Genomic DNA, 19,697 nt, shown 5'->3' with positions numbered 1-19,697 from the left:
CCCTTCGACTAGTACCTCTTGGACGATACTCCTCAAGACTTGATTGGAATACAAAGCTTCGCCCTCTGTATTTTCAGCTACTAATCGAATACTTGACATACCGGTAACATCCTTTCCCTCGGGACCCGTAGGCTTGATATCTGACGCCCAAAATTATTGTCACAACAACAACAACAACAACAACAACAATAATAAAAAATTGCTCACCCTCGCGTTCGGTCAATCGGCCTTACATCATCTAACCAATCCTCTGCCTATCCGCAAAATAGCCAGACCGGTTGCCCACAGGATCAAAGCGGAACCAAGGCCCGTTATTGACATAAATGCATTGACTTGATGATCCCCTATCATGAACTCCGAAGGCACGAACAGCCATGTAACGATAGCGAGCAAACATAGGAGCGCGCCTGTCCAATAATAAAGTCTGACTTGGAATAGAGGAGCCAAAGGGAAAAAATGAACGCCGACAATAATAGCTATGACAAGAGGGATTAGTTCAGTGTGCCCGGTAGCGTTGCAAACAGCAATCGTAATTGCGACAGCAATTCCTTCCGCAGCGAAAATAAGGTTGAACCATAGTCTTGTATGCTTTTCTAACCGTACGTCTGTTGAAGATGCCTGATTCGTTAATTTTCGAGATGCGCTTATGAGTGAAAATCCTCCGATGAACAGTGACGCGCCTATGATTCCAGCAATGACTAACAACAATGGAAGCCCCCGGCCTTGCAGTCCCATAATTCCAGTGTAAGCCCACAGAGTTCCGAAAAGTGCCATAAAAAATACGCCGGATGCCGTTCCAACAACCGCGGCTCTTGGAATAATGTTTGGTGTATGAGTCATAAATGAAAATCTCCCTTCAATTCATGTTGTAGTTAGCGATTTAATAGTGAATCCCTTACTGGGATGCTTTCAGTATAAGAAAAAGGATGAGCCTATGTTAGTACATAAGTTCATCCTTTGAACATGAAAATAATCATATGCTACGGGTTAACCCTATGATCTTTCTCACCCCTTGGTTCCGAAGCGGCAAGCTCCTCTGATAGATATGGTGTTTGCGGTTGATTGTGAACCAGCACTTGATCCGCGTCGCAAACACCTTCTGTTCCCGCATGCGCTCAAACGGAACTTCTTAGCCGACATTATCCACTCATATAAACTCTTATTAAACATAAATTTGAAATCCTGCCAATGAGCGAGCATTCGTGAGAAAATCCTTATTCTCTGAGGGAGGCTTAATGAAACTCTTCTTCTTCAGATCCCCTCGGCTCCAAATTCGAAGCCGCGTGACAAACTATGCAAGTTCTTGTCTTCACGAGAATCGATGTATGTTCTTGTCCTTCTAAATCAACGCGGCCCGATAGATAAATTGCCCGAACCGATTACAACTTGAACCAGCGTGAAGCCTTCTCCGAAAACGACATTCTTAATGTCCTCTCCGTCCGTCGACTGCTTTGCCCCATCCCATTCGTTGCTGAGATCGCCTGAACCTGAATACAACTTAAATTGGGCGGAAGCCGGCTTGATATCCGTCTCAATAACGACCTCACCATTGCTTAAATTTATATCCATCGGATGTTTCAATTCGTCTAGTTCCACTCGAATGTTACTTCTGTGACCATTAACATTGAGTTCAGCATCTACATCATATATTTTAATGTCCCCGCTGGACACATTGATGGTAAGCTTACTTGCCTCTAGCTTCTCAATAGTAATATTGCCCGAGCTGGCATTGAGATCGATCTTCTTAGCGTATACTTCCGTGATGTCAGAATCGCCGCTGTCGACATGAGACGTGAGCGTGCCGGTTGTCAAATCTCTCATATCCATTTTGCCCGAATGTCCAATTAGATTTATTGTATCAGCCGACAATTCCGATATGTTCGAGTCGCCGTTGTTCGACTCAAGAACGAACGAACTATACTCCTGCTCAGGCAATTCTAACTTGAGGTTAAGATTGCGAAAGGTGTTGCCGATAGAGGCTCGGATATCGCTTTCCACGGAAACGTTGACTGCGTCACCGTTCCGATTCAAATTCAATTTAATTTTGTCCACATATTTCTCGCTTGCTTGACCAGTTAAATAGGCTTTAATTTTGCTGGTTGAACCCTTCACAACCTGGAAATCAGTGCTTCCGGATTGTACCTTAATATTTCTTACCCCTTCACCTTCTACCGTCTGATTCTGCTCAACCTTCACGCCTCCAGGATCGAACATGTTACCAATACTAAATGTCCCTCCTATTCCAATCAATCCGATCACCAGCAAAATGAAAGCGACTATAATCCATTTTCTCATTATCTTTTCTCCCTTACATAAAGTAAAAAAGAATGCACCAAAATAGAAAACCACACAATAAGGAGTAAACTACTTACTATCATTGCTGGAGTAATCGCGGTAATGGAATATCCTTGATAGGTCTGTACAAACATACAACATATTGCTGATAGCCATAACCAAGCCGACGTATGGACTATGCGGACAGAACGGGAAAAGTCGAGTCTTGATCGTTCCAGAAACCATGCAATCAAGGGAATTGCCTGGAGCCCGTGGAAGCCAAGAAAGTGAATCGTCATCACATTACCGCCTGATCCTGTTATTCTGCTTGATAGAATAATCATCCAGATGCCTGAAGAAAACCCTAGCATAGTTGCAATAAAACCATACCGTATGCCTAGGACTAACAAAGGACGTTCTTGCATTGGTTTTTTGGCAAGAAATTTGATCAGAATGATTACATACAAACCTACAATCGTAAGCGATATAACACCAAACAATATACCAGGTAATTTATTTGTCAAAAAATCACCTTGGCCAAATCGTGGATCCACACCGCGATAGGTCTGAATCACTTCTACCATATAGGCATATAGTACAGTTATGATTAACAGCCAACTAAATCTTTTTTGCCCTGTTACACTAAACTTAGCTAACGGCATCATAAAGAATGTAGTTATTAAAAAGACTCCCAAGGCAAAATTAAAAGTTATCGGCTTGATCCAATCACCGTAAGGCGGAGCATTGTTACCATGAACTAGCATAAAAACCAAACATAATAGCGCTAATAATATCCCGAAGACTCCTGTTAAAAACAATCCTTTTTCTTTTCTAATCAATAACGTTTTCTGTAATAAACCAATTCCGGTCTCATGTATGATCATTTCTATCTGCTCCTTTTATCAATTGCTTCTGCTTCAGCATATCAACTATTAAAAGAAACGAAATCTGCAATACGATAGATTTTATAACAAAAAAAACACGTACACTTGTACGTGTTTCCATACTATTTACATAGGTAACATGTAATTAGTCATGCTCAGAGTTGGACGATACCCTCTTTAACTGCAAAAATCGCTACCTGCGTCCGATCACGAAATTCCAGTTTGGCAATAACATTCGACACATGATTCTTTACGGTTCCCTCGGTAATAATCAACTCATCTGCTATTTCTTTATTGTTCAAGCCTTGGCCTAACAGTTTCAACACCTGTATTTCACGGTCAGATAACAGATTGAGCAGCGCCACTCTTGGGTCCTTGCTTGGAGAAATAGCACCTTCAATTGAATGGTCGCTTTGATGCTTTTTCCTTTCGCTGAGCAAATGGTTTGTGATATCTGGTTGGAAGACCATTCCGCCTAAATAGACTGTGTGAATCGCATTTACGATCGCTTCCGAGGGAATATCCTTTAATAAGTAGCCATGAGCGCCTTGGTCCAATGCCGTGAAAATCAATTCACTATCATCGAAAGTAGTCAGTATTAACACCTTTACATCTATAAGATGACTGCGGATTAAGCGTGTCCCTTCTATGCCATCCAGTATAGGCATCCGTATATCCATTAGAACGACATCTGGTTTTTGGACAATTGCTATTTCATACGCTTCTCTTCCATTCGACGCAGTATCGATAACTTCTATATCTGTTTCTTGACTGATAATCGTCGATAATCCTTCACGAAAGAGACGCTGATCGTCTACAACCATCACTCTGATCATTGGGGTTTCCTCTTAAAGGGAATAAGAACATGAATCTTAAAACCTTTCTCTTGAAAAGAGTCAATTTGCAAGGTTCCCCCATGTTCTTGAACTCGCTCTTTCATATTAAGCAATCCAAATTCTGGTGCGAACTCAGCTTTACCCGTTCCATTATCCTTAATCCTCAATTCGATTTGCTGCTCTGAGCATTGAAGAGTTACCCATGCTTCAGTAGCGTCTCCATGCTTTTTTGCGTTGGTTAAAGATTCTTGTACAATTCGCGATAAGTTCAAACGTAACGCATCCGGTATAACGGGAAATTCTTGATCGACTTGTACCGTTATTCTCATGTCTGTCATTTCAGCAAATTGCCCCGCTAACCTATCGAGCATTTCCTTGATCGTTCGTTGATTATCGTCTTCTCGCATATCGCGAACGGAAAGCCGAATTTCTTGCAAGGCGGAACGTGCTAATTCTTCACAATGCATGAAGCTCATCTTGCTCTGATCCGAATGACTCTCTTGCAGCTTGCGAGCAACCTGCAGTTGCATAAGTAAAGCTGTCAATTTGTGACCTACGGTATCGTGAATTTCTCTGGCTATCCTTATCCGCTCGCGGCTGGCTGATAAAGACTCCACTTTATGCGAATATTCGATCAACTGCTGGTTAGACTTTTTTAATTCGGCATTCAACAAAGCAGTTTGGCTGCGGGCATGCCGGTAATAGCGGATTAATGAGCCTACCAAACTGGCGAATACGACAAAGGTTCCACTTACAAAGTACATAACGATTTGAAATTTTCCGAATTCATGTTGTTCAAGTATAATCTGTATCCCGATATTGAGTGGAACGAAAATAAACCAAACTATGGTAACCGCACGTATTTCTATGTACATGAAAAGAAACAAGCCTACTAAACCTAAAAAAAGCAGATCCGGATAATCCCCACCCAAATATACGTACCCATAGGGGGCTGTGATCGCGGTATCAACGACTGCTAATGTGAGTACCTGCGCGGTACGGCTTGCAAAATAATAGAGAAAGTGATTGATAAATAATATCAACATACTGACAATAACAAAAGCTTTTACCCAACCTACAGTATTATCGTTAATAAATAAGTACATACAGCTAAGTATGATAAAAAAGCTCAAGCGAAGAATAGATAAAAGCAAATAACTTGACGGGTTATTCAGCTTCTCTAACTTTGAATAGTTTGCCACACAAAATTCACCTCTTGTTGAGTATTTGTCGTGAATAAAGGAATTCATGGATGTAATAGGTATTTGTCCTGCCGATTTCTTGCTGATGCTGGGCAACAAAAAAGAATAAGCATCCTCATTCATTTTTGAATTAATTAATTCAGTCCCTCTTACGAATAAGAATAATACCACACCAGTGGGTCGCTCTGCTACGAAGATTAAATCACAAGGGAGACAAAATCACTCAAGCCTGCCTCCACCCATGCGTTGATAGCTATCAACTCTATAGTTGATTCATTTACCATCAAGATCCGCGAAAAATGATACGAAAAGTTTGGTTCTAAAAAAGCGATCATTCATGGTAGCAACTACCTGAATGATCGCTTTTTGTTAAGTCAAATGCATAAATATACATTCTAATGAAATGTGGAGTTTTTCATATAATCAATTTTGGAACAAATCTAATTAAATATGGAATATCACACATTATTTATTTCGGGTTTTTTGCCGTTAATTCATCTCAATTACACTTGCTATACCCGCAATTCCCGCACGTTTTACATCCCTCAACGTTAAGCAGAGAGGCCGAACCGCAGGATGGACACAGATCCTTCGAGGTGTAAGTGATTTTATTCTTCTCCGTAACGATCGGGTAGCTGGTTGCCGCGATCGGAATCTCGGTAGCCGTTGCGTGTTCGTGATCGTCGATGCCGGCATGGGTTTCCAATGCCTGCGCTACCGCGTCCGCGATGGATTCGACGCGATTCGGACCGAAGCCGACCGCGCCGGAACCGCCGATACCCTTCAGATGCTTCACGAGCAACTGAACTTTGTTTCCGTGATCTCCATACCGAAGGAAGAGCGAGCAGACGCGTCCTAGTGCTTCCGCCATCGCGAACACGTCGGATCCGGCTTTGCCGACGTTTAAGAAAATTTCGCCTGGCGTGCCGTCGATGTCGTTCACGGTAATGTACGCCATTCCGAACGGCGTATTGTATTTGTAAGTCGCGCCGCGAAGCACCTTCGGACGGCTCTTGTATTGCTTATCGAACACTTGCTTCTGCTCCGGCGACACGCTTACGTTAAGCACCGCGTTCAGCGTTTCCACCGGGCTTTCTTCCGGAGCGGCAACCGCTACGGCTGCGGGAGCTTCCGCTTCTTCCTTCTTCTCGTCCTTCGACGTCGTGCTAAGCACTTGAACGTCCCGGCTTCCGTCGCGGTAGATCGTTACGCCTTTGCAGCCGAGCTCGAACGCCAGCTCGTATAGCTCCGCGGTCTCTTCGACCGTGAAGTCGGCCGGACAGTTCGCCGTCTTGGAGATGGAGCTATCCACCCAGCGCTGAATGGCGGCTTGCGCGCGGATATGATCCTTGGCGGACAAGTCCATCGAAGTGACGAACCATTCCGGAAGCGATTCGCCCGGGTTCGCGTCCTGCCATTCCTGCGCGATCGGAACGAATTGCTTGTCGTAGCCGAGTCGGCTTTGACGGAAAAATTCGAAAGCGAAATACGGCTCAATGCCCGTAGATGTTCCGACCATCGTTCCCGTAGAGCCGGTAGGGGCTTGAGTAATGACGGTAACGTTGCGCATGCCGCGCTTCTCGATCGCTTCCCCGACTTCCGGATACGTTTCGACCATGTTTTTCATGAAGCCGCTTTGCATGAAGGGCTCCAGATCGAACGCCGGGAAAGAACCTTTCTCCGCCGCGATCTCCGTGGACGCAAGATAGGCCTCGCGAGCCATGAAGCCGTATAGCTTGTCTAGGAACTCCAAGCTCTCCGGACTTCCGTAACGCACTTCCAGACGAATCATCAGCTCCGCCAATCCCATTGTGCCGAGACCTACGCGACGCTCGTTCTTCTGGTTCTTCTCGTTCTCCGGGAAGTGGTAAGGCGTCGTGTCGATGACGTTGTCTAGGAATCGGGTGGAGTAACGGACGACGCGCGATAGCTCATCCCATGCGACGTCATGAGTTTCCTCATCGTAGAATTTGGATAGATTGATGGCGGATAAGTTGCATACTCCCCATGCCGGCAGCCCTTGCTCGCCGCATGGATTCGTGCAAATAATCGGATTGAAGTACCAGCTGTTGGACATCTGGTTATAGTATTCCATGAATACGACGCCAGGTTCGGCCGATTTCCATGCGCCTTCGATAATACTGTTCCACACTTCGCGAGCCCGAACGGTACGGTAGTGAGTCACGTTCTTGCCCAGCTTCTTCCACTTCTCCAAGTCGCCGTCCCACAAGGTATCGTAATCCGGATCCTTCGCGTCGGGGAATACCAAATCCCAGTTCGCATCCTCTTTGACCGCTTGCATGAAGGCGTTGCTTACGCACACCGACAGGTTAGCGTTCGTCACTTGACCCATCGTCTGCTTAACCGTGATGAAATCCTGAACGTCCGGATGCCAATCGTTGATCATAAGCATCAAAGCCCCGCGACGGCTTCCGCCCTGCTCGATCAAACCGGTCGTGTAGCTGAACAATCCGCCCCACGACACCGCGCCGCTGGACGATCCGTTTACGCCTTTGACGATCGCGCGACGCGGACGCAAAGACGATAGATTAATGCCGACTCCGCCTCCGCGAGCCATGATCTCGGTCATCTCGGACAAGGTCTGCATGATTCCGCCCCGGCTATCATGAGGCGAAGGGATAACGTAACAATTGAACAACGTCAGCTCGTCGCTGGCGCCCGCGCCCGCGGCGATCCGTCCGCCCGGAACGAGCTTCCAATCGTCGAGCAACCAACGGAACTTCTCGGACCATTCCTTCTGCTTCTCTGCTGTATCTTCTACGGATGCCATGGCATTCGCGAGTCGCGACCACATTTCATCCGGTGTCTTCTCGATAGTTAAAGTTAGCTTCTCTACGGACGATTGAACCAACTCTCCGTTACGAAGCTTAACGGTTACGTTTTGGCCTTCCCGCTTGACGACTTCCCCGACTTCTTTTGCCGGAAACTTAGGATCGTCCTTCGTAAGAGCAAGTACGATGTCGCCGACTTTCGTTTCGTTGGTATCGGCATTCTTTCGCGCGTAACGATCCAAAAATATTTTCTCGCTCAAACCTTCCAACCGTTTCGACTGCATTGTTTTCAATCCGGTACCCTCCCGAACTCATAGTCATTTCGCGTTTCACACGGCTCGCAACACGATTTAGTGTATGTATATTATACAATATATTGTGTGCGAATACCATTATACCGCACCATATCTGGTGCTTCTATAGGATATTGTACTTAGTTTTGTTTTGAATCCTCCTCAATTGCTCATACTAGGAAATGGACGCAATTTCGAATAAAGACATGATCCGGCGATACTCTCTTGGCTGAGCGTTAAGGCAGCCGATTGTCCGGTCGTCGACCAGGAGGACTCACAGTTGCAAACCCCATTCCCTTCTTCCGCCGGTGCTCCGTTCGGCGCGGCCTCACCTATCGATCAACCGTTGTCCGAGCTGCCCGCGGCACCCGAAACCGAGGATGGTGCATACGTATATTCCCCATTCAAATCTCCGGCAAGCTTCTCTTCCGATCCTGCTCCGCGCAAGCTTCATCCTTTGGTAGAGATGCACGTCGACCGCTCCGCCTTCGATGAGTTGGAACGGCGAGCGGAACGCAACGGTCCTTGGGATGATTGGTCGATGTATCAGCTTGCGTTGGAGGCGGAGGAAGCATCTCTCGTATCGGATTTTCACGCGCTGCGTTGCTTGGCATTGCTGCCTCATTTCGAACCGTTGCCCCATCAAATCGATACCGCTCGCAAAGTCCTTCACGAAATGCGGGGCCGCGCGATCTTAGCCGACGAGGTCGGCTTGGGCAAGACGATCGAAGCCGGTCTTATTCTGAAGGAATATCTCATTCGCGGGCTCGTGAAGAAGGTGCTGATTCTCGTTCCCGCTTCGTTAGTATTGCAATGGGTCCGGGAACTAAACAGTAAATTCGACATTCCCGCCATCGCGCAAAGAAAGGCTTATACATGGGACAACGATATCGTCGTCGCTTCCATGGATACGGCCAAACGCGATCCTCACCGCGCGATGCTGCTGGACAGCGAATTCGATCTTATTATCGTGGACGAAGCTCATAAGCTGAAGAACAAGCGCACCGGCAATTACCAATTCATCAACGAGCTTCGCAAAAAATATTGTCTCCTGCTGACCGCGACTCCGGTGCAGAACGACATGTCGGAGCTCTATAACCTTATCACGCTACTCAAGCCCGGCCAGTTAGGGGGAGAAGGCGATTTCGCCGCGAATTTCGTGGCCGACCGCAGAATTCCCAAGAACGAAGCCAAGCTCCACGAAGCGCTGGGCCAGGTGATGATTCGCAATCGCCGCAGCGACGGCGGCGTCGAATTTACGAAGCGGTTCGTGACGAACGTTCCCCTTCGTCTCTCGCCGGACGAGATGGCCCTCTACGAAGGAGTGACCAATTACGTCCGCAATCACGCCACGTCCGAGAGCGGAATCGATCTGACGAGCATGCTCTCGCTCGTAACCTTGCAGCGGGAAGTCTGCTCCAGCCGCGATGCCGTATTCCTCACGCTCATCAATCTCGACAAAAAAATGGACCCCGACTCTCCACTGAGACCCAAAATTCTGGAGCTCGTAGATCTCATTCGAAGCATCAAGGCGAATACGAAAGCCGAGAAAACGATGGAGCTCATCCAGGGAATCAACGACAAGGTCATCGTCTTCACGGAATACCGCGCCACGCAAGATTACCTTATCAAGTATTTCAAGGAACACGACTTGTCGGCCATCCCTTATCGCGGCGGAATGAACCGCGGCAAGAAGGACTGGATGATGGACCTGTTCCGAAGGCGCGCGCAAGTCATGGTCGCGACCGAAGCCGGGGGCGAGGGCATTAACCTTCAATTCTGCCACAACGTCATCAATTTCGATCTTCCTTGGAACCCGATGAGGGTCGAACAGAGGATCGGCAGAGTGCATCGCTTGGGTCAGACGGAAGACGTGCAAATCTATAATCTTTGCACTCTGGGAACGATCGAAGAACATATCGTACACCTGCTCCACGAGAAGATCAATATGTTCGAATTGGTTATCGGCGAGCTTGACGAGATCATCCACCAGCTTGAGAAGGAAGATTCCCTGGAGAACCGATTGGCCCAGATGGTTCTGGAATCCACGGATGGCGAGGAATTGCGCAAACGCATAGACGGACTCGCGGACTCGCTACTCGCGGCGAAAAATCAACTTCACGGGGAGACACCGACATGAATACCAAACAAGTCCAGAAATTCGTCGTCTCCTTTTTAGATTCAACGGGTAGCCATCTCATCGAGAAGAGCCCCAGCCACGTCACGGTGAAGCTATCGCCCAACGCCGATCGAGCCTTGACGAACCGCCCGTACTACTGGGGCTTCGTCGACCGAACGGGTGCCGATCCGGAAACGATGACTTTCCGCTGGTCGTTCGAGAATCCGTCGATGGCCGACAGAGCTTCCGCTTCCCCCGTCTCTTACGTCATGACGGAGTCCGGCAGAATCGTGCAGGAAGACGTCTACTTCGGCTCAAGAAGATTGCACCAGCTATTCGATGCCTCGCAGCAAGGAGGCAAATGCGTCACTTTGTTCGAGGAGCCGCCGCGCGGCAAAGTCGATCCGCTTAGCTCGCTCCCCTATACGGCGTGGCTGGGAGTTAATTTCAAAGTCGGGTTCGAATGCGATATGAAGAGGGAAGAAATCTACTCTTGGGGGATTTCTCTCGCCACGGGCGTTATCAACGAGAAGTTTATGGACACGCTGATGGATAAACGGCTTACTCCCCGTCTGCCGTCGAACATTCATCTCTTGAAGAACGGCCTGTCGCTGCGCAAAGGAATGTCCCATCTCGAGACGACGATGGAGAGAAAGCTGCGGAATACCGATTTCGCCTGGGCCGAGGAGGCCGAGAGTCGACGTCAGGACGAGATGAATCGAATCCGGCTTTATTACGAGCCGATGCTGGAGCACATGAATCACCCCGACCAGCTTGAGCAGAAGGAAGCTGTAACCGTTCGTTTCCATCAGAGAGAGCAGGAGATCGATTGGCAATATCGGCCTCGAATCCACGTTACCGTCATGAACTGCGGTATTTTTCACCTTCCCGGCATCGATTAGGCGTCGTTGTGCGTCACTAAGCGCTTATATCCCGAATTTCGGCAAAAATAGAACGTGGTTTCCTTCGGCGGCGTGACACGTTGTAACAGTCTCGGCATAGGCTTGTCCATTACAATAAGAAGGAATAAGACTTGGCAGGCTCGCAATTCCCGAATACCATCCCAACAAATTGCAGGTGAGGTTCCCTCATGTTGTTCAGTCCAAGCAAGAGTCGCATGCGTAAACCGCGAATACTCGTTGCGCTTGCGTCGTGTTTAGTCGCCCTATCGGTCGTCTCGGCGTTCCCAGCCTCTACATCGGCCTTATCGGCGCCAGCCCGGCAGAACGGCCTTCCCTCGAAGCTCGAGAAGCAAGTCGAAGAATGGGTCGTCCGGCTGGCGACGCACCAACCGTTCAAAGCATGGCAAACCGCCGACCCGCAAATAGAAGCGCTCGGTCCCGGCACTCACGGTTGGTTGGTTCTGTTCACCAAAGACGGCAAGAATATCGGATATATGGTCGTTCATGCGGTTACGGACGGTACTTTCAAGCTTGGCGAATACGGTGTCGGACCCTATCCCCTCTTCTCCGAGACCTTGCTGAAGCACTCCCTTATCGAAAGCGGGCTCATGCCCGCAGAGGGATTGAAATCGATCAAGACTTCCAGGCATTACGTCCATCCTTTCGCCGCTGCCTGGGAAGTCTCGATCGGCGAAGAAACGTACTGGTTCGATGCCAAAACCGCCGAGCAGCTTCCGGTCGACGAAGCGGCTTGGCACAAGCTGTTTCCCGCGGACGCGGCAGCATATTCGGGACCTCAATCAGGCTCCCGCATCGTATCCGGCAAGCTGAACGAGCCTTTCGACGCATACGAGAGGCTGCCTTGGCTCACCAAAGAGGCTCCTTTCTCAACGAAAGAAGCCTCTAGCCTCCAGCGCCGTCTTGACGGCAAGGAGTACCATTTACGTTATGTAACGGAACCGTTCGGAGAAGCCATGCTCTATGCCGTACCCGTAATCGGATACCAAAGCTGGTCGAACGGCCGTTTGGATTTGGCGATCGATATGGCGGGAACGCGTTACGTTCCTTTCGGGTCGCTGCTGGGCAAAGGACTATTTTATCGATAAAGGTTTGATTGACGGACTTTGACGGACTATCACAAAGTACGTTTCTGATCTAATGAGCGCACCTCCGGGTGCGTTTTATTCTTTTTGTCCACCCTGTTGTTCCACCACATCATAAGCCCCATCGGAGCGACTCCGAACCACTTCGTCAACCACGGCTCGCGGCTTACTTTCTTATGCTTTTTCTCGTTCTCGTCCGCCGGCGTGTCCATGTAGCTAACGACCTGTTCCGTTACGTACTTCAAATATTCAGAGCCATCCATTCTCATCGCCTCCTTGGCTATAGCATGCCCGGTTGAACCCGATTGCAACCCTTCTTATGAAGATGCAGGATTTCGGTGCATTCGTTTGCATGAGGATGGTTAAAATGTGCCACGATAACGGAAGATGGAACGGCGATAATAAATTCACGTGGAGGCGAAGCGCCATTGACTCGTTTGGTGTTGCTAATATTCTCGTTGTTGCTGATGACCGGATGGAAAATGGAGCCGCCTAACGTCAAGCGGGCATTGCCGTCAGCCGATGTGTTGATCGACGCGGGACACGGCGGAATCGATAGCGGTACGCTCTGGAAAGACGTATTGGAGAAGGACATCAATCTTGCGGTTTCGCGTAAGCTATACATCCTCCTACGAAGCAAAGGACTTAAAGTCGTCCTGAATCGTACGGGAGACTACGCGCTAAGCGACGACAACCGCTGGCACCTGACGCGATCGAGGCATCGACGGGATCTGTCTCAAAGAAGAGGCTTGTCAGATGAAATCGGGACGTCTTTGTTCGTGAGTATACACGTGAATTGGTCTCCCAAAGAAAGAAAAAGGGGACCTCTCGTCATTCATAAAGCCGAAGGACGAAGCGCCTTATTGGCGAAATTCATTCAAGACAGCTTGAATCAGCAACAGGGAAGGGATCGCCTCCCCCAAATCGCCGATCAGTACTATTTGCTTAATCGGGTTCAAATTCCCAGCGTAATCGTGGAGATGGCTTTCCTTAACGATCCGGGCGATCGGGCGATGCTGACATCCGTTCCCGGACAGAATCGGTTAGCGTCAGCCATCGCCAACGGAATCATGGCGTATCTCTATTTCTGCCCTTGAACGAAAGGTTGTCCTTGCACGAACGGTTCAGGCAATGGGAGAAGTTGCGTTAAGGGAACGAAGGTCGCTTTCTGACTAAGCTCGGGTATTACGCTCTTGAGAACGCCTGAAGTATGTAATCCCGGAGGACCGACATGGCCGATGACGATGCAACGCTCGTTCTGCGTTAGAAATTTCTTCATGACTCCGATTTGCCGCAACACATGGTTCTGGGTATAGACGTCATCCAGAAATACGTCGTTATGCAACGTGACGACCCCAACTTCCTTGGCGATTTTGGGTACGACGGTTCTGTAGGAGGTACGGCTATCGAGGAAGAACAGTCCTTTCTCCTTGCACACTTGAAGCACAACCCGCATGACTCGCTTGTCCGCCGTCGCTTTGGAGCCCATATGATTATTCATGCCGATCGCATGCGGAACGTCGGCGATCGCCGCTTCGACGCGCTTGCGGATCTCTTCGTCCGTCAAGTCCGTCGTAATCGAACCCGGCCCGAGCCAGCTGCGAAGCCCTCTTATCGGCTCCATCGGGAGATGCACGATAACGTCGTGGCCTTTGAGAAACGCGGCTTCCGCATCCTGCTTCGTCGTAGGCAAGAACGGCATTACCGCGACGGTTAGCTTGATCGGGAGCTCGAGCATCTGATTCGTTCCCTTCATTCCGTTGCCGAAATCGTCGATGACGACCGCGATTTGCCGTGGGGTTGTTTGGGTTGCGACAGGCTCCTTGGCAACCGTAGCCTGAGCAGTTAAAACCCCGATCAGCGCCAGCCCGACGCTTAGAAGAGCCCCTCGCCTCCATGGACTTGTTTTCATGGCGATTATTTTCACGTTCTTGTCCTCCTCTGAGTCTTTCCCGCTTCCTATAAGTATCCTCCTATTTGGTAAAATTTATGTACTCGACGTGACTCTCGCACGATATGACTTCTCCATGAAAGCGTTATCTCGCCGGACCCACGAATTCGAGAAGCGTATGATTGAAACGATTGGAATTCGGCCAATTGCGGAACTTTAAGATTTGTCGCCGGCATGAAGTCCCGGGAATTCACATAAGAACCGAGCGGAGCGTAAATCGACCATTCCGCCTTATTTCGGCCGTCGAGCATTTCAAGTCGGTTTAAAGCAGCTACGCCTCCTTATTTCGGCCGTCGAGGCACTTCAAGTCAGTTTAAAGCGGCTACGCCTCCTTATTTCGGCCGTCGAGGCATATCGAGTCGGTTTAAAGCGGCTACGCCGCCTTATTTCGGCCGTCGAGGCACTTCAAGTCGGTTTAAAGCGGCTACGCCTCCTTATTTCGGCCGATAAGTTAAGACACTTCGAGCAACGCAAAAAACCCGTTGAACGGCAACGGGTTTAATTATCGCATCAAATAATTACTGAGGGGCCGCGGTCGTCGATTCCCGCAGGACAAAATCCCCCGCGAGCAGAATTTTCTCCTTCGGACCGTCGGGATGGGCGATTCGCCATAGGAGCGTCTCTACCGAACGTTGTCCGAGCGCTTCCTTGTTCACGTGCACCGTGCTCAAAGTCGGCGAAGATAAACCTGCGTCCTCGATATTATCGAATCCGAACACCGAGCATTGGCTCGGCACGTCGATTCCGAGGCGCATGAGTACAGTCATGACGCATATCGCGATCGAATCGTTGGCGCACACGAACGACGTCGGCATCCGTTCCGATTGCTGCATGTCCTTCAGAATGCGATCGAGCTCCTCGGTCATCTCCGATCGGTTAATGCCTTTAAGCTCGAGCAATTCCCTGTTTTGCTCCAGCTCCACGTCCTGTTCCTCCAGCATGGACCGGAAGCCGAGCCAACGATCGTGGAAGCTACGCGAATACCGAATATCTCCCACGAATTGCAGCTTGCGATGTCCGCTGCCGAGCAAATAATTCGTCGCTCTGCGAACGCTCGTAATTGTTCATGAACAATACATCGGACGGAATCAACGAATCCTCATGATCGACGAGCACGAACGGGATGCCAAGATTGCGAACATCTAGCAGCAGTTGATTGGATATCAGTCCTACGCCAACCAGCCCCAGCACCGCGTCCGGATTGACCAGCTTCGTGAAGTTGTCGGTAATATGCTCCGTTACGATCATCATGCCCAGGTGATTCTCTTCCAGCCCGGTCGTAATGCCATCTATGATCCGTCCCCAGAACGCGGATTGCCTGGTTTGTTCCCGAACGTTCGGAATGAGCACGATAATCGTATTGCGATCCCCGGACGGAGGCCGACTGGGCACGCTCCTGATTACAACCGGCTTATTGCGCTTCTGAACGAAATAGCCGAGTTGGGTAGCCGCGCGAATGATTTTCTCTCGCGTGTCCGGGCTCACCCCGGATTTACCGGAAAGGGCTTTGGATACGGCGAATTTGGAAACGTTCACGTGATCGGCGATTTGCTGCATCGTTACTGTTTTCGACATGTATGGTTCCACTCCGCTCATTAGAACAGCTGACGATAGCATAATAACAAAATCTTTTGTTATCATAACACAACCATTTCGTTAGCGGCACTTTCGCAGCAACCTTCTCATGCCATCAGTCCTCCGTCCATAGGCAACAAACGGTGAACTCGCCGCGAAAGCAAGCCACCTTAGGTATTCGATATCCAGCTTATCATAATTTTATGCTAACAAATGCTAACGGTTACTTCTGTCCGGTTTCGGGTAATAACTATAAACCTTTAGTTCGACTTCGAAAGGAGTGAAGTTCGCATGAAACTTCCCGTCAAGAAAGTCGCGTTCCTGCTTGCAAACGGTTACGAGGAGTCCGAGATGACGAATCCCTACGACGCGATTACGAAGAACGGCCACGAAGCCGTCATAATCGGTTTGCGGAAAGGTATTGAAATAGCCGACAAGAAAGGCAGCGTCCGTTATACGTCCCACCTCTCGGCGAGACAAGCAGAGGCATCCGATTACGATGCCGTAATTATACCGGGAGGCGGTTCGCCCGCCGTCCTTCGCCGAAGCAAGGATATGGTTAAGTTCGTGCAAGAAGCCGACAAGAAAGGCATTACCATATCCGCGATCTGCCACGGACCGCAATTGCTCATTACCGCAGGAGTGCTGGAAGGCAGAACGCTGACCGGTTATGCGGGGATTGCGGAGGAAATCGAGCAAGCGGGAGGTCATTTCGTTAACCGTGAAGTCGTCGTGGACGAGCATCTGATCACGTCCCGAGATCCGGGCGACGAGCCGGCGTTCATCCAGGCAACGATAGATAAGCTTGGCGTAGCCGCTTATTAATTGTTCGAATCGTTCAATGTTATGCCGAAATAGCAGTCCCGGAACGTCCTCGCTAGTGTTAAAATGTTAGAAAAGGGGGCGCGGGTATGGAAATGCTGAAGAGGATAATCATAGATGAAGGAATCGTTCTTAGCGAGCAAGTGTTGAAGGTCGATTCTTTCCTTAACCATCAGATCGATCCCTTGCTCATGCAGGAAATCGGAAGGACGTTCGCAAACCGGTTCGGGGAGGACGAAGTCACGAAGATCGTGACCATTGAATCGTCGGGCATCGCTCCCGCGGTGATGGCGGGTCTCGAGCTTGGCGTTCCGGTTATTTTTGCCAGAAAAAGAAAATCATTAACGCTTCAAGACGGCTTATATACGGAGAAGGTCTACTCCTTCACGAAGATGGAAGAAAGCGAAGTGTCCATCTCTAAGAAATTCCTGTCTCCGAACGATCGCGTGCTAATCATCGACGATTTCCTCGCGAACGGCGAAGCCGCGTTAGCCATGGCCAGAATAGTCGAACAGGCCGGTGCGAGCGTCACCGGTATCGGTATCGTCATCGAAAAAGCGTTCCAGAACGGTTCGGGCAAGCTCAAGGAGCTAGGCTACCGGGTCGAATCCTTAGCTCGCGTGTCATCGCTTGCGAACGGCACGGTCGAGTTCGCCGAATAAACGAAAATGCGTAGGTGCGGGATCGATTCCCGTACCTACGCATTGCTTACTTAACGAGCTTCGTCGCGGTTTCTGCTGCGCATGCCGGCTAATCCGATTAAGCCGAGCAAGCCTAACCAACCCCAGTCGAAGTCTCTCTTGGTCGTCGTTTCCAAAGCCCTGACAGTGTTGTTCGTACGCTTGGTCATATCCGTGCCAACGCTGTTCATTCTCGCCCTCGTCGTATCGTAGGCGCCGTAGGTCCCGTTCGTGCCGTACATCCTGTTCGAGCCGTAGGTTCCCGTCTTACCGTACGTCGTACTGTTTTTGTTGATTCTGCCGTCGGTCGTTCCGTTCATGCCGTTCGTACCGTAAGTGGAGCCGATTCCGTTACTGGTACCCGTTACCGGCCCGCCGTCGGTCAATGTCGTATAAGGATGATTACTGTAGGGCGTACTGTTGGTATTCTGCGCATATGCAGGAACCATCAGTACCAACGACAAACTCGCGAACACCGTCAAGCCAGCCAGAAGCTTTCTCAAATTGAAACCCTCCTCGTTTGATTTGTTTACCCCCATAAGGTGTCCCCGCGAAATCAAAATATTCTGCAGAGGTTACCCATTTCAGGTATACTTTGAGGAGAATACTACGTCACAATTTCAATGAGGTGCCCAATTGAGCCAACAGCCCAAACCGAAACAAACGAATCCGCTTGTCATCTCCATGCTCGGCCTCATACTTGTGGTCTTCGGAATCGTCGATATCATCACCGTTAATAAATTGCTCGGCACGGTACTTCTGGCCGCCGGTCTCGTCTTGGGAATAAGCGGCTTGCAACGCTATAAATTGCTGAAAGCCCAATTAAAGCAGAAAAAACAACCTTAACCGGTTTAGGTTGCGGCTGGATATGCATTAAGCCTCGGCAGGACGCGATCATTCGTGCCAGTCGAGGCTTTTCTTCTATGTATTAGCCTGATTTTCGGCTCATCTGGGTATTTGTACTGTCCATATATTGATCTCGACATAAGCTACTTACGTGACCTATCGTCACAATAAACGCACGGTGGTGATAGACATGGGATACCCTGTTGCAGGTGAAGGTTGCGGCGTTGGTGGTGGCGGAATGGGTGCCGCTGCATTCGCACTTGTACTTTTCGTCCTCTTGGTAATCATCTTGCGCGCAGGTTATTAATTCATAATAGCTAAGCTTATGTCTCGCCGGACCTTAGCGGTCGGCGGGACATTTCTTTGCATTTCTCAAGATTTCCTGATTTCTGAAGCAAAATGGGACTTGCCGTCGAAGGCAAGTCCCATTTTCATTCTAACGAAATTCGATTCCCGCTTACCTGCCTCTGCGCCCGCCGCGGCGCGCTCTAGCCGCGCGGATCTTCCGAAGAACCTCCGCCAGATCCGTTCCGCTTTCTTGAATCGTAGCAATCTCGGCATCCGACAGTGCCAGCGAGGAAACCACGAGAGACGATGCTTGGTTGTCGAAATTCAGTACGGAGAGATCCGGTATGCTCGCGGTTGGATTGAATTTAACGAAATCGCCCGAATAGCCGGTTCCCTCGAATAATACGACTGTTCCCGTCAATCCCGCGGCCGTGGTAAACCTAAGACTCTCTATCGTGTTGTTCAAGCCGACGGAGGTCAAATTCCGAATTCCAAGACTACCCCGTAATCTTCTGGACGTACCGGTAAAATTCGTTCCCGCAAACAGTTCCAGAAAGGGGTTTACCGCTTTCGTCCCCACTCTTTTCGCTACTGGTTTTTTCCTAATCAACATAACTCCTCCTTTAGATTGTAATAATTCAATCTATGGAAGCGGATGCGATAGGGTTTGTCCATATTAACCAAGTCCATGTCTATTTCTTTAATATTCCGCTATTGCTAAGCCACAGTTCTTCCCAATGTTCGGGATCAGTTGGACATTTCTATCAACAAATCGATTTCCCTATTATTTTCCTATTTTATCACTAACATCCTAATAACTTTGATTTTCTGCGACTCTTGCTCGAAATATTCGTTTGGAAGCGCTTCATCAATCTCGAACGATGTTGAAAAATAGCGCAATAAAAATAGTTCTGTTCTCACTTCCATTATTAACCAAATGTCATATAATAGATTTACAACTTGTAAGTGGTGACTCAGCTTTCAAAAAAAAGGAGGAAGCTGTTATGGATATTTTTCAATCTCTTACGATAATGTTTGCTTTTGGGGTGTTTATACTCACATTGTTAACTTATATTGATAAGAGGAAATAGTCCGCCACGCGACAGTTGCCCTAGTCTGCAATAATGAAC

At 49.0% G+C, this 19,697-nt stretch carries 20 protein-coding genes; 8 read left to right on the top strand and 12 right to left on the bottom strand.

Annotation, left to right across the window (positions count from 1 at the left end):
* Nucleotides 1-234: 234 nt before the first annotated feature.
* From DFP95_RS20265 to DFP95_RS20240, 6 genes are all read right to left on the bottom strand, one after another.
* A complete protein-coding gene (locus DFP95_RS20265) occupies nucleotides 235-840 on the bottom strand; it encodes a DUF7010 family protein (protein WP_115994511.1) in 606 nt (201 codons plus the stop codon).
* 504 nt (nucleotides 841-1,344) lie between these two features.
* Nucleotides 1,345-2,295: a DUF4097 family beta strand repeat-containing protein gene (locus tag DFP95_RS20260; protein WP_115994510.1), complete on the bottom strand. Its 951-nt coding sequence runs from the start codon at nucleotides 2,293-2,295 to the stop codon at nucleotides 1,345-1,347.
* Nucleotides 2,295-3,158, bottom strand: coding sequence for a hypothetical protein (locus DFP95_RS20255; RefSeq protein ID WP_115994509.1), 864 nt, complete (start codon nucleotides 3,156-3,158; stop codon nucleotides 2,295-2,297). The genes DFP95_RS20260 and DFP95_RS20255 overlap by 1 nt, the downstream gene beginning before the upstream one ends.
* A gap of 155 nt (nucleotides 3,159-3,313) precedes the next feature.
* On the bottom strand, nucleotides 3,314-3,994 hold the full coding sequence (locus tag DFP95_RS20250) for a response regulator (RefSeq protein WP_115994508.1): 681 nt from the start codon (nucleotides 3,992-3,994) through the stop codon (nucleotides 3,314-3,316).
* Nucleotides 3,991-5,295, bottom strand: coding sequence for a sensor histidine kinase (locus DFP95_RS20245; protein ID WP_181907539.1), 1,305 nt, complete (start codon nucleotides 5,293-5,295; stop codon nucleotides 3,991-3,993). Before DFP95_RS20245 ends, DFP95_RS20250 begins: the two co-directional genes overlap by 4 nt.
* Before the next feature lie 400 nt (nucleotides 5,296-5,695).
* Nucleotides 5,696-8,281 (bottom strand): adenosylcobalamin-dependent ribonucleoside-diphosphate reductase, encoded by a 2,586-nt coding sequence (locus DFP95_RS20240; protein WP_115994506.1) that lies wholly within the window; start codon nucleotides 8,279-8,281, stop codon nucleotides 5,696-5,698.
* Nucleotides 8,282-8,747: 466 nt separating this feature from the next.
* On the opposite strand from DFP95_RS20240, the gene DFP95_RS20235 reads away from it, so the two are divergent.
* The 3 genes from DFP95_RS20235 to DFP95_RS20225 all read left to right on the top strand — a co-directional run bounded on the left by DFP95_RS20235 (nucleotide 8,748) and on the right by DFP95_RS20225 (nucleotide 12,408).
* Nucleotides 8,748-10,421, top strand: a complete 1,674-nt coding sequence (locus DFP95_RS20235) for a DEAD/DEAH box helicase (RefSeq protein WP_115994541.1) — start codon at nucleotides 8,748-8,750, stop codon at nucleotides 10,419-10,421.
* The gene (locus tag DFP95_RS20230; RefSeq protein WP_115994505.1) at nucleotides 10,418-11,302 is read left to right on the top strand and encodes a YqhG family protein; all 885 of its coding nucleotides are present in this window, start codon (nucleotides 10,418-10,420) and stop codon (nucleotides 11,300-11,302) included. The genes DFP95_RS20235 and DFP95_RS20230 overlap by 4 nt, the downstream gene beginning before the upstream one ends.
* 188 nt (nucleotides 11,303-11,490) lie before the next feature.
* Nucleotides 11,491-12,408, top strand: coding sequence for a hypothetical protein (locus DFP95_RS20225; protein WP_115994504.1), 918 nt, complete (start codon nucleotides 11,491-11,493; stop codon nucleotides 12,406-12,408).
* 29 nt (nucleotides 12,409-12,437) lie between these two features.
* Here DFP95_RS20225 and DFP95_RS20220 read toward each other — a convergent pair whose 3' ends face one another.
* Nucleotides 12,438-12,668, bottom strand: a complete 231-nt coding sequence (locus tag DFP95_RS20220) for a YqzE family protein (protein WP_115994503.1) — start codon at nucleotides 12,666-12,668, stop codon at nucleotides 12,438-12,440.
* Between the two features lie 165 nt (nucleotides 12,669-12,833).
* Between DFP95_RS20220 and DFP95_RS20215 the strand changes: the two genes are divergently transcribed.
* The gene (locus DFP95_RS20215) at nucleotides 12,834-13,502 is read left to right on the top strand and encodes an N-acetylmuramoyl-L-alanine amidase (protein ID WP_245987772.1); all 669 of its coding nucleotides are present in this window, start codon (nucleotides 12,834-12,836) and stop codon (nucleotides 13,500-13,502) included.
* On the opposite strand, the gene DFP95_RS20210 is transcribed toward DFP95_RS20215, so the two are convergent.
* From DFP95_RS20210 to DFP95_RS29715, 3 genes are all read right to left on the bottom strand, one after another.
* Complete coding sequence (locus tag DFP95_RS20210; protein ID WP_115994539.1) at nucleotides 13,487-14,317, bottom strand: divergent polysaccharide deacetylase family protein; 831 nt, start codon at nucleotides 14,315-14,317, stop codon at nucleotides 13,487-13,489. The genes DFP95_RS20215 and DFP95_RS20210 overlap by 16 nt on opposite strands.
* A gap of 557 nt (nucleotides 14,318-14,874) precedes the next feature.
* Nucleotides 14,875-15,354, bottom strand: coding sequence for a substrate-binding domain-containing protein (locus tag DFP95_RS29720; protein ID WP_342768271.1), 480 nt, complete (start codon nucleotides 15,352-15,354; stop codon nucleotides 14,875-14,877).
* A complete protein-coding gene (locus tag DFP95_RS29715; protein WP_342768266.1) occupies nucleotides 15,329-15,931 on the bottom strand; it encodes a LacI family DNA-binding transcriptional regulator in 603 nt (200 codons plus the stop codon). The genes DFP95_RS29720 and DFP95_RS29715 overlap by 26 nt, the downstream gene beginning before the upstream one ends.
* Before the next feature lie 291 nt (nucleotides 15,932-16,222).
* Here DFP95_RS29715 and DFP95_RS20195 point away from each other — a divergent pair, with 291 nt between their 5' ends.
* Together DFP95_RS20195 and DFP95_RS20190 are read left to right on the top strand one after the other, a co-directional pair.
* Nucleotides 16,223-16,756, top strand: coding sequence for a type 1 glutamine amidotransferase domain-containing protein (locus tag DFP95_RS20195; protein ID WP_115994501.1), 534 nt, complete (start codon nucleotides 16,223-16,225; stop codon nucleotides 16,754-16,756).
* Between the two features lie 86 nt (nucleotides 16,757-16,842).
* Nucleotides 16,843-17,415, top strand: coding sequence for a xanthine phosphoribosyltransferase (locus DFP95_RS20190; protein WP_115994500.1), 573 nt, complete (start codon nucleotides 16,843-16,845; stop codon nucleotides 17,413-17,415).
* A gap of 50 nt (nucleotides 17,416-17,465) precedes the next feature.
* Here DFP95_RS20190 and DFP95_RS29460 read toward each other — a convergent pair whose 3' ends face one another.
* A complete protein-coding gene (locus DFP95_RS29460; RefSeq protein WP_115994499.1) occupies nucleotides 17,466-17,936 on the bottom strand; it encodes a WGxxGxxG family protein in 471 nt (156 codons plus the stop codon).
* 133 nt (nucleotides 17,937-18,069) lie between these two features.
* On the opposite strand from DFP95_RS29460, the gene DFP95_RS20180 reads away from it, so the two are divergent.
* On the top strand, nucleotides 18,070-18,279 hold the full coding sequence (locus DFP95_RS20180) for a DUF3185 family protein (RefSeq protein WP_115994498.1): 210 nt from the start codon (nucleotides 18,070-18,072) through the stop codon (nucleotides 18,277-18,279).
* Nucleotides 18,280-18,736: 457 nt separating this feature from the next.
* Here the strand turns inward: DFP95_RS20180 and DFP95_RS20170 are convergent, their stop codons facing one another.
* Nucleotides 18,737-19,180 carry a hypothetical protein gene (locus tag DFP95_RS20170; RefSeq protein ID WP_115994496.1) on the bottom strand — a complete coding sequence of 148 codons (444 nt, stop codon included), beginning with the start codon at nucleotides 19,178-19,180 and terminating at the stop codon, nucleotides 18,737-18,739.
* 268 nt (nucleotides 19,181-19,448) lie between these two features.
* On the opposite strand from DFP95_RS20170, the gene DFP95_RS29710 reads away from it, so the two are divergent.
* Entirely contained in the window at nucleotides 19,449-19,658 is a 210-nt protein-coding gene (locus DFP95_RS29710) for a putative holin-like toxin (RefSeq protein ID WP_342768270.1), read from the top strand.
* Nucleotides 19,659-19,697: the final 39 nt, after the last annotated feature.

Source organism: Cohnella lupini, assembly GCF_003386205.1.
In the GTDB taxonomy this organism is placed as follows: domain Bacteria; phylum Bacillota; class Bacilli; order Paenibacillales; family Paenibacillaceae; genus Cohnella; species Cohnella lupini.
This window is presented reverse-complemented; position numbering and strand designations above follow the sequence as displayed.